This window comes from Actinotalea endophytica, assembly GCF_025717005.1.
Taxonomy (GTDB): Bacteria; Actinomycetota; Actinomycetes; order Actinomycetales; family Cellulomonadaceae; genus Actinotalea.
Genome location: NZ_JAOVZU010000001.1, coordinates 585792 through 601734 on the forward strand (window position 1 = coordinate 585792; position 15943 = coordinate 601734).

Below are 15943 nucleotides of genomic sequence, written 5' to 3' on the forward strand. Positions count from 1 at the left end.
GGACGACGTGAACGGAGCCCGGCCGCCGGCGATGAGCGATGTCGCGGCTCTCGCGGGCGTGTCCCACCAGACCGTGTCCCGGGTGCTCAACGAGCACCCGAGCGTGCGGCCGGAGACCCGGGAGCGCGTGCTCGAGGCGATCGCCACGCTGGGCTACCGGCGCAACGTCGCGGCCCGGACCCTGGTCACCCGCAGGTCCGACACGATCGGCGTGATCACCAGCGCGTCGGACCTGTTCGGTCCGATCAGCACCCTGATCGCCGTCGAGCACGCGGCGCGCGAGCACGGCCTGTTCGTGTCCGTGGCGAGCGTCACGGACTTCAGCGGCGAGGCGATGCGCCACACGCTGGAGCACTTCATGGCCCAGGGCGTGGACGGTGTGGTCGTGATCGCTGCCGGCGACGACGCGATCGAGGCGGCACGCACCTTCGACGCACCCGTCCCGGTGGTCGCCGTCGGTCCGAGCGACCTGCCCGCGGGCACGGTCCACACCGTCGCGGTCGACCACTACACCGGCGCGCGGCTGGCGACCCGGCACCTGCTCGACCTCGGGCACACCCGGATCGGTCACCTCGCCGGCCCGCAGGACTGGGTCGACGGGCGCGAACGTCTGCGCGGCTGGCGGGACGAGATGGCCGACGCCGGGCTGTCGCCCGCGGAGCCGATGATGTGCGACTGGAGCGCGGACTGCGGCTACCGCGTGGGTCGCGAGCTCGTGGCGGACCCCGAGCGGCCGACCGCGCTGTTCACCGGGAACGACCAGCTCGCGCTCGGTGTCGTGCACGCCTGCACCGAGGCGGGGGTGCGGGTCCCGGAGGACCTGTCGGTGGTCGGCTTCGACGACATCGCCGGTGCGGCGCACTTCTCACCGCCGCTGACCACGGTCCGGCAGGAGTTCGACACGCTCGGCCGGGCGTGCCTGCGTCAGCTGCGTGCCTTGCTCGCCGGTGAGCAGGTGGATCCGCAGTCCATCGGGCCGAGCCTCGTCGTGCGGCGCAGCACGGCCCCGCCGCGCGCCCCGCAGAGGGCTTGACAACCGCAATGTGAACGCTAACATTCTCGACCAGAACCCCTGGACGAGCTTCGCAACGACGCGAATGGAGCAGTGCATGACCACCCACGACGGCACCGACGCGCACGCGACGATCTCCGACGGCCGGGCGGTGCTGGGCATCGAGCTCGGCTCGACCCGGATCAAGGCCGTCCTCGTCACCCCGGCCGGCGTCCCGCTGGCGAGCGGCGGCCACGACTGGGAGAACCAGTTCGTCGACCGGATGTGGACCTACTCGCTCGACGCGGTGTGGACCGGGCTTCGGGCGGCCTACGCGGCACTGGTCGACGACGTCGAGGCGCGCTACGGCGTGCGCCCGACGAGCTTCGCCGCGATCGGCGTCTCGGCGATGATGCACGGCTACCTTGCGTTCGACGCCGACGGTGAGCTCCTCGCCCCGTTCCGGACCTGGCGCAACACGACCACCGAGCGCGCGGCGACCGAGCTCACCGAGCTGCTCGGGTACAACATCCCGCTGCGCTGGTCGATCGCGCACCTGTACCAGGCGATCCTGGACGCCGAGCCGCACGTGCCGCAGGTCTCGTTCCTCACCACGCTCGCCGGGTACGTGCACTGGAGGCTGACCGGCGAGAAGGTGGTCGGCGTCGGCGACGCCTCCGGCATGTTCCCGATCGACCCCGCGACCCACGACTACGACGCCGCACTGGTCGCGCGCTACGACTCGCACGTCGCCGGCCGCTGGAACGGCCCGGCCCTCGCGGACCTGCTGCCGCGGGTCCTGGTCGCCGGTCAGGACGCAGGTCGGCTGACCGCCGACGGCGCGGCCCTGCTCGACCCGAGCGGTGCGCTCGAGGGGGGCGTGCCGTTGTGCCCGCCCGAGGGTGATGCGGGCACCGGGATGGTCGCGACCAACGCGGTCGCTCCGCGGACCGGCAACATCAGCGTCGGGACCTCGATCTTCGCGATGATCGTGCTGGAGCGCCCGCTGACCCGCGTGCACACCGAGATCGACCTGGTGACCACGCCCGGCGGCGACCTGGTCGCGATGGTGCACTGCAACAACGGGGCGAGCGAGCTCGGCGCCTGGGCCGAGGTCTTCGGCCAGTTCGCGGCTGCGCTCGGCCACCCGTCGACCCCCGACGCGGTGTTCGGCGCCTTGCTCCGCGAGGCGCTCGCGGGCGAGGCCGACGGCGGCGGCATGCTCGCCTACAACTACCTGGCCGGTGAGCCCGTGACCGGGCTGACCGAGGGGCGCCCGCTCGTGGTCCGCACGCCGGGCAGCCGGATGACGCTGGCCAACCTCATGCGTGCCCAGGTCTACGGCGTCTTCGGGACGCTCGCGCTGGGCATGCGCGTGCTCGACGACGAGGGTGTCGAGCTGGACGCGATGTTCGCGCACGGCGGCCTGTTCAAGACCGAGGGCGTGGCGCAGCGGCTCCTCGCCGCGGCGCTCGGCACGTCCGTGGCGGTCGGGGAGAGCGCGGGCGAGGGCGGCGCGTGGGGCATCGCGGTCCTGGCCGCCTACCTGGCCGTGGCCGGCGAGCAGGATCTCGGCACGTTCCTGACCGGCACGATCTTCGGCGACGCGGGCTCCGTGGTCGTCGAGCCCGACGCCGACGACGTCGCCGGCTTCGCCGCCTTCCTCGAGCGCTACAGCGCCGGGCTGGCGATCGAGGCGGCCGCGGCGGACGCGATCTGAGACGAGGAGGAGCGACGTGGTGAAGGGGCTGGCCGACTACCCGGCCGAGGTGCGCGAGGAGGTCGCGAGGCTGCGGCAGGTGGTGTGCGACCTGCACGCCGAGCTGCCGCGCTGGGGGCTGGTGGTGTGGACCGCGGGCAACGTGTCGCAGCGGCTGACGACCGCCGACCTGCTCGTCATCAAGCCGTCCGGGGTCTCCTACGACGAGCTCACGCCCGAGTCGATGGTGGTCTGCGACCTGGACGGCGAGCTCGTGGACGGCACCCGCTCCCCGTCCTCCGACACCGCCGCGCACGCGTACGTCTACCGGCACATGCCCGAGGTCTACGGCGTCGTGCACACCCACTCGACGTACGCGACCGCCTGGGCCGCGCGTGGCGAGCCGGTGCCGTGCGTGCTCACCATGATGGGCGACGAGTTCGGCGGCGACATCCCGATCGGCCCGTTCGCCCTGATCGGCGACGACTCGATCGGGCGCGGCATCGTCGAGACCCTGCGCGAGTCGCGCAGCCCCGCCGTGCTGATGCAGAACCACGGCCCGTTCACGATCGGCAAGGACGGCAAGGCCGCGGTCAAGACCGCGGCGATGGTCGAGGAGGTCGCGCGGACCGTGCACATCGCGCGCCAGCTCGGCGAGCCGATCCCGATCGCGCAGCACCACATCGACTCGCTCTACGCGCGCTACCAGAACGTCTACGGCCAGCACTAGGGCCGGCACTGAGCAGCAGCAGGCGCTGAGCCGGCCAGAACCAGCAGTCAGCCGACCCGGACGAGCATCGGGCCGGCACGCACCGAGGAGAGATCAGCATGACCAAGCCGTACGCCGACCGCGAGGTCTGGTTCCTGACCGGGAGCCAGACGCTCTACGGCGAGGAGACCCTGCGCCAGGTCGCCGAGCAGTCCCAGGAGGTCGCGCGGGCGCTGGACGCCTCGCCCGACGTGCCCGTGAGCGTCGTGTGGAAGCCGGTGCTCAAGGACACCGAGTCGATCCGCCGCGCGATGATCGACGCGTCCTCGGACGACCGGGTGCTCGGTGTGATCACCTGGATGCACACGTTCAGCCCGTCGAAGATGTGGATCGCCGGTCTGAACGAGCTGCGCAAGCCGCTCCTGCACCTGCACACCCAGGCGAACGTCGAGCTGCCCTGGAGCACGATCGACTTCGACTTCATGAACCTCAACCAGGCCGCGCACGGCGACCGCGAGCACGGGTACATCCAGTCCAGGATGGGCGTCGCGCGGACCACGGTCGCGGGGCACGTGAGCAACCCTGCGGTCACGGCACGGGTCGGCACCTGGGTGCGTGCGGCGGCCGGCTGGGCTGCCACGCACGACCTGCGCCTGGTCCGGTTCGGCGACAACATGCGCTACGTCGCGGTCACCGAGGGCGACAAGACCGAGGCCGAGATCACCTTCGGGGTCGCGGTCAACACCTGGGGCGTCAACGAGCTCGCCGACGCGGTCGCCGCGGTCGCCCCGAGCGAGATCGACGTGCTGGTCGCCGAGTACGAGGACCTGTACGACGTGGTGCCCGAGCTCCGGGCCGGCGGTGAGCGGCACGAGTCGCTGCGGTACGCCGCCGCGCAGGAGGTCGCGCTCGAGCGGTTCCTGACCGAGAAGGGCGCGACCGCGTTCACCACGACGTTCGAGGACCTCGGCGCGCTGCGCCAGCTGCCCGGCATGGCCGTGCAGCGGCTGATGGGCAAGGGCTACGGCTTCGGTGCCGAGGGTGACTGGAAGACCTCGGTGCTGGTGCGCGCGGCCAAGGTGATGGGCGAGGGTCTGCCCGGCGGCGCGAGCCTGATGGAGGACTACACCTACGACCTCACGCCGGGCCAGGAGCTGATCCTCGGTGCGCACATGCTCGAGATCTGCCCGTCGCTGACCACCGCCAAGCCGACCGTGGAGATCCACCCGCTGGGCATCGGTGGCAAGGAGGACCCGGTCCGGATGGTCTTCGACACCGACCCGGGCCCGGGCGTCGTGGTGGCGATGTCGGACATGCGCGACCGGTTCCGGCTCACCGCGAACGTGGTCGACGTCATCGCTCCGCCCGCGCCGCTGCCGCACCTGCCGGTGGCCCGCGCGGTGTGGCGGCCGCAGCCCGACTTCACGACGTCGGCGGAGGCGTGGCTGACCGCGGGCGCGGCGCACCACACGGTGCTCTCGACCGCGGTGGGAGTCGACGCGTTCGAGATCTTCGCCGACCTGGCCCGCACCGAGCTGCTCGTGATCGACGAGCACACCACCCGGCGCGGCTTCCGCGACCAGGTCCGCGCGAACCAGGCGTACTACCGACTGGCCCAGGGATTCTGACCGAAAGCCCCCGCGGGGCCCGACCCCGCGGGGGCTTTCGCTCACTTTCGGTGTGAGCGTGAACATCGTCATCACCCTCAGGAAGCCCCGATCGGGCCACTGAGGCGATCCGCTATGCATCGTTGCAGGTGGGGGGCCATTCCGGGCCGTTCGACCCGGGTGTTTCAAGTCGTGACATCGTCGTTATGGTTTCGCAATCAGAAGTTGCGTTCAAGAAGTTGACGGACAGTGGAGAGGGCCGCAAGAGTGAGCACCGTGCTCAATGAGGAGATCGAGGCGCTGCCCGTCGCGGTGCGGCGCGAGCGGATGCTCGCGCTGATCGCGGAGCGCCAGTTCGTGCGGGTCGCCGACCTCGCGGACGCCTTCGGGATCTCCGAGGTCACGGTGCGCGGCGACCTCGCCGCCCTGGAGACCAGCCACGGTGTGCGGCGGGTGCGCGGCGGCGTGCTCGCCCCCACCCGCCTGGTCGCGGCCGAGCGTTCGTTCGAGCAGGTGTCGAGCGAGCTCGCCGAGGAGAAGGCCGCGATCGGCGCCTACGTCGCCGGCCTGGTCGAGCCCGGCTCGAGCGTGCTGCTCGACGTCGGCACCACCACGACCGCGGTGGCCCGCGCGCTGGTGGCCCGCACCGACCTCGACCACGTCACCGTCATCACGAACGGGCTCACCGTGGCGCTCGAGCTCGAGGAGGCCGTCGGCCGGATCACGGTCGTGGTCACCGGCGGCACCCTGCGCCGGCTGCAGCACTCGCTGGTCGACCCGCTGGCCACCGTGCTGCTCGAGCGCCTGCGGGTGGACCTCGCGGTGCTCGGCTGCAACGGCATCGACGCCGACCACGGGGTGACGAACCTCAACCTGCCCGAGGCGGAGCTCAAGCGCCGGATGATCGCGATCGCCGACCGCACCGTGGTGGTCGCCGACGGCTCGAAGCTCGGGCAGGCGCACCTCGGTCGGGTCGCCGCCCTGGACGAGGTGGACCAGCTGGTCACCGGCGAGTCCGCGGCCGCGGACGAGATCGCGCGACTGCGTCGCGCAGGACTGGAGGTCATCCGTGCCGGGTGACCACCACACGACTTCCTGACCGGTCCGACCAGGTCAGGAGCGGGCCGGTCCGGAAGAGCGGGACCGCCCACCTTCAGGAAGAGCAGTTCTCGAGGAGGAGACAGATGAGTCTGAAGAAGTTCGTCGCCGCGGCGGCGGGCGTGACCATCGCGCTGAGCCTTGCCGCGTGCAGCGGCGGCGGCGCGGGTGCGACCGACGACACGTCGAGCAGCGACACCAGCAGCAGCAGCGACAGCGGCTCCATGGAGGGTGGTCTGATCGGCGTCGCGATGCCGACCCAGACCTCGTCGCGGTGGATCGCCGACGGCAACGCCGTGAAGTCCGGTCTGGAGGACCTCGGCTACTCCGTGGACCTGCAGTACGCGAACAACGACATCCCCACCCAGCAGCAGCAGATCGACGGCATGATCTCCAAGGGCGCGGAGGCCCTGATCATCGCGGCGATCGACGGCACCACGCTGTCCGGCCAGCTGCAGACCGCAGCCGACAAGGGCATCCCGATCATCAGCTACGACCGCCTGATCCGGGACTCGGAGAACGTCGACTTCTACGTCACGTTCGACAACTTCAAGGTCGGCGTGCAGCAGGCCACCTCGCTGCTCGTCGGTCTGGGCATCCTCAACGAGGACGGCTCGGAGGGTGACGCGACCGGCCCGTTCAACATCGAGCTGTTCGCCGGTTCGCTGGACGACAACAACGCGTTCTTCTTCTTCAACGGCGCGATGTCGATCCTGCAGCCGCTGATCGACGACGGCACGCTCGTCGTGAAGTCCGGTCAGACCAAGATCGAGCAGGTCAACATCCTCCGGTGGGAGCAGGAGACCGCGCAGAAGCGCATGGAGGACCTGCTGACCTCGACCTACTCCGACGGCTCGAAGGTCCAGGGCGTCCTGTCGCCGTACGACGGTCTGTCCCGCGGCATCATCACCGCGCTGCAGAACGCCGGCTACCCGGCGACCATCTCCGAGGGCTTCCCGGTCGTCACCGGTCAGGACGCCGAGATCGAGTCGGTCAAGTTCATCGCCGACGACGTGCAGTTCTCGACGATCTTCAAGGACACCCGTCTGCTCGCCGACCAGGCTGTGACGGTGGCCCAGGCCTACCTGAACGGTGAGACGCCCGAGGCGAACGACACCGAGACGTACGACAACGGCGTCAAGGTCGTCCCGTCGTACCTGCTCGAGTCGACGATCATCTACGCCGACAACATCCAGTCCCAGCTGGTCGACACCGGCTACTGGACGGCCGACGAGGTGGCCTCCGGCATCGCCGCAGGCTGAGTGCTGTCGAGCTGATCGGCCGGCCCAGGCCGGCACGCCGCGACACCGGTCCGGGGGAGCACGAGCCCCCCGGGCCGGTGCCCGGCCGATCGCGGCCCCCACGAGAGGCGAGGAAGCCATGACTGATCACATCTTGGAGATGCGTGACATCACCAAGACCTTCCCCGGCGTCAAGGCGCTCCAGGACGTCACGCTCGAGGTCGAACGCGGCGAGATCCACGCGATCTGCGGCGAGAACGGCGCGGGCAAGTCGACCCTGATGAAGGTGCTCTCGGGTGTCTACCCGTTCGGGACCTACGAGGGCGACATCGTCTTCGAGGGCGAGCACGCCAAGTTCCACTCGATCAACGACTCCGAGGCCAAGGGCATCGTCATCATCCACCAGGAGCTGGCGCTGATCCCCTTCCTGTCGGTCGCGGAGAACATCTTCCTGGGCAACGAGCGGCGTGGCCGCGGTGGCCTGGTGGACTGGAACAAGACCAACGTCGAGGCCGCGAAGCTGCTCGAGCGCGTCGGCCTGCACGAGAACCCGACGACCCCGGTCGGTCTGCTCGGCGTCGGCAAGCAGCAGCTCATCGAGATCGCGAAGGCGCTGAGCAAGGAGGTCAAGCTCCTCATCCTGGACGAGCCGACCGCCGCGCTGAACGACCAGGACTCCGCGCACCTGCTCGGCCTGCTGCGCCAGCTCAAGGAGCACGGCATCACGTCGATCATGATCTCGCACAAGCTGAACGAGATCGCCGACATCGCGGACAGCACCACGATCATCCGTGACGGCCGGACGATCGAGACGATCGACATGCGCGACCCGGGCTCCACCCAGGACCGGATCATCAAGGGCATGGTCGGCCGCGACCTCGAGCACCGCTACCCCGAGCGCACGCCGCAGATCGGCGAGGAGGTGCTCCGGGTCGAGGACTGGACCGTGCACCACCCGACCCAGGTCGGTCGCGTGATGGTCGACAACGCCAGCTTCAACGTCCGCGCCGGCGAGGTCGTCGGCATCGCGGGCCTGATGGGGGCCGGGCGGACCGAGCTCGCGATGAGCATCTTCGGCCACTCGTACGGGCGCGACATCTCCGGCCGCGTGTACAAGAACGGCGAGGAGGTCAAGACCCACACGGTGGCGGACTGCATCGCCAACGGCATCGCGTACGCGACCGAGGACCGCAAGACCTACGGGCTCAACCTCATCGAGGACGTCAAGCGGAACATCTCGGCCGCGGGTCTGCACAAGCTGTCCAGCCGCGGCTGGGTCAACGGCAACGAGGAGCTCAAGGTCGCCGAGGAGTACCGCAGCAGCCTCAACATCAAGACCCCGCACGTCCTGGTGCCGGCCGGCAAGCTGTCCGGCGGCAACCAGCAGAAGGTCGTGCTGTCGAAGTGGATCTACACCGACCCCGACGTGCTGATCCTCGACGAGCCGACCCGAGGCATCGACGTCGGTGCGAAGTACGAGATCTACACCATCATCAACCGGCTGGTCGCGGAGGGTAAGGCGGTCATCGTCATCTCCTCCGAGCTGCCCGAGCTGCTCGGCATCTGCGACCGGATCTACACGTTGGCCTTCGGCCGGATCACCGGCCAGGTCCCGGTCGCCGAGGCAACCCAGGAGAAGCTCATGGAGCTCATGACCAAGGAGAAGGAGCAGGTGCGATGAGCGTCGTGGCCTCCATCAAGGAACTCTTCACCACGAACCTCCAGCGAAGCGGCATCTACCTCGCGTTCGTGGCGATCGTCGTGTTCTTCGCCGTGCGGACGAACGGACTGTCGCTCGGCCCGGAGAACCTCACCAACCTGGTGCTGCAGTACTCCTACATCCTGATCCTGGCGATCGGCATGGTGATGGTGATCATCGCCGGCCACATCGACCTGTCGGTGGGTTCGGTCGTGGCGCTGGTCGGCGCGGTGAGCGCGATCTTCGTCGTCCGCCAGGGTCAGCCCTGGTGGGTCGGCATGATCGCGGGCCTCATCGTGGGCGCACTGATCGGGGCCTGGCAGGGCTTCTGGGTCGCGTACGTCGGGATCCCGGCGTTCATCGTGACCCTGGCCGGCATGCTCCTGTTCCGCGGCCTGACCGGTCTGGTGCTCAACAACCTGTCGCTCGGCCCGTTCAACAAGCCGTACACCCTGATCGCGTCCGGCTTCTCCAACGGGCTCCTGGGCGGCAACGGGTACGACGTCTTCACGCTCGTCGTGTTCGCCATCGTGGCGGTCGCCTACGCGTGGAGCCAGTGGCGGGCGCGCAAGGCTCGCCTCGCCTACAACCAGTCCGTCCAGCCGCTGGCCCTGTTGGTCCTCCAGGTGGTCGTGGTCAGTGCCATCATCATGTGGTTCGCCTGGCAGATCTCCCACGACCGCGGCCTGCCGGTCGTGCTGATCATCCTCGCGGTCCTGATCATCGCCTACACCCTCGTGACGCAGAAGTCCGTCTTCGGCCGGCACGTCTACGCCCTGGGTGGCAACAAGACCGCGGCGGCGCTGTCCGGCGTCAAGGTCCGCCGGATCAACTTCGGCGTCATGCTCAACATGGGCGTGCTGGCCGGTGTGGCCGGTCTGGTCTTCTCGGCGCGGTCGAACGCGGCCCAGCCGGGCGCGGGCAACATGTTCGAGCTCGACGCGATCGCGGCCTGCTTCATCGGTGGTGCTGCCGTGACCGGTGGCGTCGGCACCGTGCCCGGCGCCATGGTCGGTGGTCTGATCATGGCCGTGATGAGCAACGGCATGCAGCTGCTCGGCATGGAGACGTCGCCGCAGCAGGTCGTCAAGGGCCTCGTGCTGCTGCTCGCGGTCGCCTTCGACGTGTGGAACAAGCGGCGGTCCGGCGCCGTGCGCTGAACCTCGCTGCAGGACGCGGATCGGCCCGGCCCCCCCGCGGGGGGGCCCGGCGCGTGCGCGGCCGCGGGGGGGGGCGGTGCGGGGGGGGGGCGGGGGGCGGGCGCCCGCGCCGCGGGCCCCCCCCACGCCGGTGCGGGCTCGGGTCCGGAGGGTCGTGCACCGGAAGGTGGCGGACCGGCCGGCGGCGGGCTGACGGGCGAGGGCACCGGTGCCGCGGATCGTGCCTGGCGGGACTTCTGCCTCCGTGAGGCGGACACGGTCGTGCTGGTCGCGCGATCGGGCGCCGACGTCCCGGACGCCTCGGTGACCGGGGGAGCGAGCCGGCGGCCCGAGGTGGTGCTCGTCGGGCCGGCCCCCGCGCCGTCCCGTCGCGTCGCGTGGGGAGCGGCCGCGGACGCGTGGCAGGTGACGCTGGTCGACGGCGAGGTCGCGGCGGGGGTGCGCGTGCTCGCCGACCGGCTGTGCGGTCGCTCGCTGGGCGTCGTCCTCGCGGGCGGTGCCGCGCGGTCGTTCGCGACGATCGGGGTGCTCCGTGAGCTCGAGGACCAGGGTCTGCGGATCGACCGCCTCGCCGGGACGAGCATGGGCGCCGTGGTCGCGGCGGCCTACGCGACGACCGGTGGGGGCGACGCGTTCGAGGAGGTCTGCTACGCCGAGTTCGTCCGCCGGAAGCCGTTCAACGACTGGGCGGTGCCGGCGCGCTCGCTGTCGAAGGGCGTCCGGGTCCGGCAGGGTCTGAGCCGGGGCCTCGGGGCGGACTCCGTGTTCGAGGGACTGTCGCGCCAGCTGCGGGTGGTGAGCGTGGACCTCACCAGCCGTGAGCGGCAGGTCCACGAGCGCGGCGGGCTGGTGGACGCGGTGCTCGCCTCGTCGCGCCTGCCGGTCCTGTTCCCGCCGCTGCCGCAGGACGACGGCCGCCTGCTCGTCGACGGCAGCGTGCTCGACAACCTCCCGACCGACCTCCTCGTCGAACGGGACGAAGGCCCGGTGGTGGCGGTGTCGATCGGGACCGGCGGCTCGGGGCGGCGGCCCGGGCGGCCCAAGGTGCCGTCGCTCGGCGACACGCTGCTGCGCACGATGACCATCGGCAGCGGCGGGGCGATCGAGGCCGCGCAGCGGTGCGGGGCGTGGGTGGTCGCGCCGTCGTCGGCGGGGACCGGGCTGCTCGAGTTCCACCAGTTCGACCGGATGGTCGCGGCGGGCCGGACGGCGGCGCGGGCGTTGCTGGAGCAGGCGGGTGGGGCGCTGGGGGTCGTTGACTCCGGAGGCGCCGCAGACGAGGTGCCGCCGGCCGGCGCCGACTCGGCGCTCGTCGGCTGATCCGCGGCGACGTCGGGCGAGACGACGGCGACCGCGAACTCTCCCCGAGCCTCGCGCGAAGTCAGAGGCTGTCCGCGCGTCCCAGTCGTTCGAAGGACGACGGGGCGGGCGCCGCGCCCAGACGCGCGTCGAGGTCAGTCGCCGTCCTTGGGCGCCAGGAGCATGCGGTCGACGGCCGCCGGGTGGAACACCGTGTCCGCGACCAGCCTCGCCAGGCCGTGGACTCCGGGATCGGGGAGTGCGCTGGGCACGATGCGGAGGTTGCGGGTCGCCAGGGGAAGTGACCGGTGGTAGATGGCCTCGCGAGCGGTGGCCAGGAGGATGTCGTCCAGCGCGGCGAGCTGTCCGCCGACGACGACGACGGCCGGGTTGAGCATGTTGACGATGTCGGAGATGGCGGTGCCGAGGATCGTCCCTGCGTGGCGGACGAGCGAGAGTGCCGTGCGGTTGCCACCTCGGACGGCGTTGACGACGTCGCTCACCGAGCTCGCCGCGTAGCCCGCTTCGGTGAGGTCCCGGGCGAGGGCCCACCCGCCGGCGTAGGCCTCGACGCAGCCGCGGTTGCCGCAGCGGCACAGCGGGCCGTCGTCGTCCCGCCCGGTGAGGGAGACGTGACCGATGTCACCAGCCGCGCCGTCGGTGCCGCGGTAGAGCTCGCCACGGATGAGCAGCCCCGTGCCGATGCCCGTGCCGATCTTGACGAACACCATGTTCTCGACGTCCGGGAGCGCTCGGACGTGCTCGCCGAGGACCATCGCATTGGTGTCTTTCTCGACGATCACCGAGCAGCCGTAGCGCTTGCGGAACGCGGCAGGGATGTCGTACTCGTGCCAGCCGGTCATGATCGGCGGGCTGACGACTCTGCCGGTGTCGTGGGCGACCGGTCCTGGAACGTCTATCCCGATGCCGATCACGTCGGCGGGAGTGCGCCCGTGGGCGCGCATCTGACGCTGGAAGCCGTGGTCCATCACGGTCAGGACCTCGATCGGTCCGGTCGTGATGTCGATGTCGAGGAGCTCCTCTCCGAGCACCTCGCCCGTGGCGTCACAGGCCGCCACTCGCATCCCGGTGGCGCCGGTGTCGGCGACGAGGATCACGCGTCGCCCGCGGGCGAGGCCGAACCGCTCGGCCGGCCGACCGCGGCCGAACACCGCGGTGGACCGGACTTCGAGCAGGCCGAGTCCGAGCAGGGTGTCGACTCGCTGAGAGACGGCCGTGCGGGAGATGCCCGTGCGGTGCGCGATGTCGAGCTTCGTGAGCCCCTCGGGCTCGCGCCGGATGAGCTGGAGGATCGCCCCAGGTCCGTCGAGCAGCCAGGCGGGGGCGGGAGTGGACTTGTCGCCGTCGACCATGGAGGAATTATGCCTGAGAAAGTTGGATAGACGCAAGCGAAAGATGTAAGTGCTACGTTGAGCGGCAGACGCCACCCCCGGCGTCATCGCTCACCAAGGGAGTTGAGATGTCAGTCTTCACTCGCCGCAGCGCCGTGCTGGCCAGCGTCGGGGTCGCCTCGGCCCTCGTCCTGGCGGGCTGCTCGGGCGGCGCCACCACCGACGACGGTTCGTCCTCGAGCGCCGCAGGCGGCGACGCCATCGGCGTCACGTTGATCACCAAGGACCCGAACGACCCGTTCTGGGTCGCGATGATCGACGGCGCCGAGCAGGCAGCCAAGGACGCAGGCGTGGAGATCACCGTTGCGTCCGGCCGAGACCAGACCGACAGCGACAGCCAGATCCAGGCCATCGAGAACGCGATCCAGCGCGGCGACTCGGGCATCCTCATCGCGAACAACGGCCCGGCCGTCAACGACGCGATCCAGAAGGCCGAGGACGCCGGCCTGATCGTCATCGCTCTCGACACGCCGACCACCCCGATCGACCTCGTCGACGCCACCTTCGCCTCCGACAACCGGCTCGCCGGTCAGCTGATCGGCGAGTGGGCGGCGGCGAAGCTCGGCGGGGACGACGCGACGATCGCCCTCATCGACCTGTTCTCCGACAAGGTCGTGTCGGTCGACTACGAGCGCGACCAGGGCTTCCTCGCAGGCATGGGGATCGACGTCGCGGACGAGAACATGAACGGCGACGAGGCGGCCACCGGCTCGTATTCCCAGGGCAGCTACGAGATCGTCTGCAACGAAGCATCGAACGGCGCCGAGGACGGTGGCCGTACGGCGATGGAGAAGTGCCTGTCGCTGAACCCCGACATCAACGTCGTCTACACGGCGAACGAACCGTCGGCTCTCGGTGCGGTCCAGGCGCTCAAGGCAGCGGGCAACGACAGTGCGCTGGTCGTGACGATCAACGGCAGCTGCGACGGCATCGCGGGCGTCGCCGACGGATCCTTCGGGGCGGACGCGCAGCAGTACCCGAGCAAGATGGGTTCCCTCGGGGTCCAGGCCGTCATCGACTACGTCAACAACGGCACCAAGCCCACGGCCGACGCCGGCAAGGACTTCACCAACACCGGCATCACCCTGGTGACCGACCAGCCGGTCGACGGCGTCGACAGCATCGACTCGACCGCGGGCGCCGACGGCTGCTACTGACGGGCGCGCGCACCGTCCACGTGAGGGAGAAGAGACGTGACCACCACCCAAGGCCTCGGTGAGCTCACCGCGGCGGAACGGTTCCGGAGCAGGCCGCTCACGCGACTGCAACGCATCCAGCGCCTGCTGCACAAGCACCCCGAGATCAGCCCGCTCGTCGTGCTCGTGATCGCGTCCTTCGCCTTCCAGCTCGCCAGCGACCGCTTCCTCACGGCAAGCAACATGTCGCTGATCCTTCAGCAGGTCTCGATCATCGGTGCGCTGGCGGTCGGCCAGACGCTCGTCATCCTCACCGCGGGCATCGACCTCTCGGTCGGCGCGCTGATGATCTTCGTGTCCATGGTGATGGGCTCCCTGGCAGGCAACGTCGGCCTGCCAGGGGCCCTCGCCCTGCTGGTCGGGTTCGCGATCGGCATGCTGGCCGGGCTGATCAACGGCGTGCTGGTGGCCGTGGTTCGGCTACCACCGTTCATTACGACCCTGGGCACCCTGAGCGTCTTCACCGCACTGGCCCTGCTGATGAGCCACGGGACCTCGATCCAGGGCGACGACCTGGGGTCGGTGCTCACCTTCACCTCAGTGCCCGTCGCCATCGGGCCGTTCCAGCTCACCGTGGGCGTGATCCTGATGATCGCGATGTACCTCGCACTGGGGTACTGCCTGAACTGGACGAGCTGGGGCCGGCACGTCTACGCGGTCGGCAGCGACGAGGACGCGTCACGCCTGGCCGGTGTGCGCACCCGACGCGTGCTGCTCAGCGTCTACGTCGCGGCCGGGTTGCTGGTCGCGCTGTCGGCCTGGGTCCTGATCGGGCGGAACAACGCCGCGACCACGAGCGCCGCGGTGGACGCGAACCTCGACTCGATCACTGCCGTGGTCATCGGCGGGACGAGCCTCTTCGGCGGTCGCGGACGCCTCACGGGCACCTTCATCGGGGCGCTGACGGTAGGCGTCTTCCGCAACGGCCTCTCCCTGGCGCGCGTCGACGTGCTCTACCAGACCCTCGCGATCGGCATCCTGATCATCGCTGCCGTCGCGCTCGACCAGTGGATCCGCCGGACGGGGGCCCAGCGATGAGCGCCACGACGACCGCCACGACGACCGCCACGCCCGTCCTGTCCGCCCGTGGCCTGGTCAAGACCTACGGCCCGGTCGTCGCCATCGACGGCATCGACGTGGACCTGTACCCCGGCGAGGTCCTCGCCGTGATCGGCGACAACGGCGCAGGCAAGTCGACGCTGATCAAGTGCCTCACCGGGGCTGAGATTCCCGACGTCGGCACCATCGAGGTGGACGGTGAGCGCCAGGACTTCCGCACCCCGCAGGACGCCCGGGAGGCCGGCATCGAGACGGTCTACCAGACCCTCTCGCTCGCACCGCACCTGGACATCGCGGCCAACCTGTTCCTCGGCCGGGAGCTCCGCCGTCCTGGCCCGCTCGGGGGCGTCCTGCGCATGCTCGACCGCACCGCGATGCGCCGGCAGGCCGAGGAGAAGGTCAGCGCCCTGGGTATCCGGACCATCCAGGACATCAGCCAGATCGTCGAGACCTTGTCCGGCGGGCAGCGCCAGGCCGTCGCGATCGCGCGGGCCGTCGCGTTCGGCTCTCGGATCATCGTGCTCGACGAGCCGACCGCCGCGCTCGGTGTGCGCGAGACCGCCCAGGTCCTCGAGGTGGTCGAAGGGCTCCGTGAACGTGGCATGTCCGTCGTGCTGATCAGCCACAACATGCCCAACGTGTTCCAGGTGGCCGACCGCATCCTGATCCAGCGGCTGGGCCGGGTCGCGGGCGTGGTCACCCCGAAGACCCACACAGCGGCCGAGGCCGTCGCGATCATGACCGGCGCGGCAAGCCTCGGCGAGGAGTGACCA

Annotated in this window: 13 protein-coding genes; 12 read left to right on the forward strand and 1 reads right to left on the reverse strand. The window is 70.3% G+C overall.

Translation table 11 applies throughout. From position 1 onward, the window contains the following. Window positions 1-31 precede the first annotated feature (31 nt). The 9 genes from OEB99_RS02880 (at window position 32) to OEB99_RS02920 (ending at window position 11524) form a co-directional block, all read left to right on the forward strand. Complete coding sequence (locus tag OEB99_RS02880) at window positions 32-1033, forward strand: LacI family DNA-binding transcriptional regulator (protein ID WP_263508195.1); 1002 nt, start codon at window positions 32-34, stop codon at window positions 1031-1033. 76 nt (window positions 1034-1109) lie between these two features. After that, entirely contained in the window at window positions 1110-2711 is a 1602-nt protein-coding gene (locus OEB99_RS02885; RefSeq protein ID WP_263508196.1) for a xylulokinase, read from the forward strand. Between the two features lie 16 nt (window positions 2712-2727). Then, a complete protein-coding gene (locus tag OEB99_RS02890) occupies window positions 2728-3420 on the forward strand; it encodes an L-ribulose-5-phosphate 4-epimerase (protein ID WP_411910644.1) in 693 nt (230 codons plus the stop codon). A 98-nt stretch (window positions 3421-3518) separates the two neighbouring features. Further along, window positions 3519-5027, forward strand: a complete 1509-nt coding sequence (gene araA, locus OEB99_RS02895; protein ID WP_263508197.1) for an L-arabinose isomerase — start codon at window positions 3519-3521, stop codon at window positions 5025-5027. Window positions 5028-5282: 255 nt separating this feature from the next. Continuing rightward, a complete protein-coding gene (locus OEB99_RS02900; protein WP_263508198.1) occupies window positions 5283-6086 on the forward strand; it encodes a DeoR/GlpR family DNA-binding transcription regulator in 804 nt (267 codons plus the stop codon). A gap of 104 nt (window positions 6087-6190) precedes the next feature. Further along, window positions 6191-7366, forward strand: a complete 1176-nt coding sequence (gene chvE / locus OEB99_RS02905) for a multiple monosaccharide ABC transporter substrate-binding protein (protein ID WP_263508200.1) — start codon at window positions 6191-6193, stop codon at window positions 7364-7366. 118 nt (window positions 7367-7484) lie between these two features. Next, the gene (gene mmsA, locus OEB99_RS02910) at window positions 7485-9026 is read left to right on the forward strand and encodes a multiple monosaccharide ABC transporter ATP-binding protein (protein ID WP_263508202.1); all 1542 of its coding nucleotides are present in this window, start codon (window positions 7485-7487) and stop codon (window positions 9024-9026) included. Next, window positions 9023-10204 (forward strand): multiple monosaccharide ABC transporter permease, encoded by a 1182-nt coding sequence (mmsB, locus tag OEB99_RS02915; RefSeq protein WP_263508204.1) that lies wholly within the window; start codon window positions 9023-9025, stop codon window positions 10202-10204. Before mmsA ends, mmsB begins: the two co-directional genes overlap by 4 nt. Window positions 10205-10465: 261 nt before the next feature. Continuing rightward, window positions 10466-11524, forward strand: a complete 1059-nt coding sequence (locus tag OEB99_RS02920; RefSeq protein ID WP_318011382.1) for a patatin-like phospholipase family protein — start codon at window positions 10466-10468, stop codon at window positions 11522-11524. 134 nt (window positions 11525-11658) lie between these two features. Here OEB99_RS02920 and OEB99_RS02925 read toward each other — a convergent pair whose 3' ends face one another. After that, window positions 11659-12876, reverse strand: a complete 1218-nt coding sequence (locus tag OEB99_RS02925) for an ROK family transcriptional regulator (protein WP_263508206.1) — start codon at window positions 12874-12876, stop codon at window positions 11659-11661. A 107-nt stretch (window positions 12877-12983) separates the two neighbouring features. Between OEB99_RS02925 and OEB99_RS02930 the strand changes: the two genes are divergently transcribed. The 3 genes from OEB99_RS02930 to OEB99_RS02940 are packed head-to-tail and all read left to right on the forward strand — an operon-like array spanning window position 12984 to window position 15940. Then, window positions 12984-14072, forward strand: coding sequence for a substrate-binding domain-containing protein (locus OEB99_RS02930; protein WP_263508207.1), 1089 nt, complete (start codon window positions 12984-12986; stop codon window positions 14070-14072). Window positions 14073-14108: 36 nt separating this feature from the next. After that, window positions 14109-15149, forward strand: a complete 1041-nt coding sequence (locus tag OEB99_RS02935) for an ABC transporter permease (RefSeq protein WP_263508208.1) — start codon at window positions 14109-14111, stop codon at window positions 15147-15149. Further along, window positions 15146-15940, forward strand: a complete 795-nt coding sequence (locus tag OEB99_RS02940) for an ATP-binding cassette domain-containing protein (RefSeq protein ID WP_263508209.1) — start codon at window positions 15146-15148, stop codon at window positions 15938-15940. The genes OEB99_RS02935 and OEB99_RS02940 overlap by 4 nt, the downstream gene beginning before the upstream one ends. The last annotated feature ends 3 nt before the right edge of the window (window positions 15941-15943 follow it).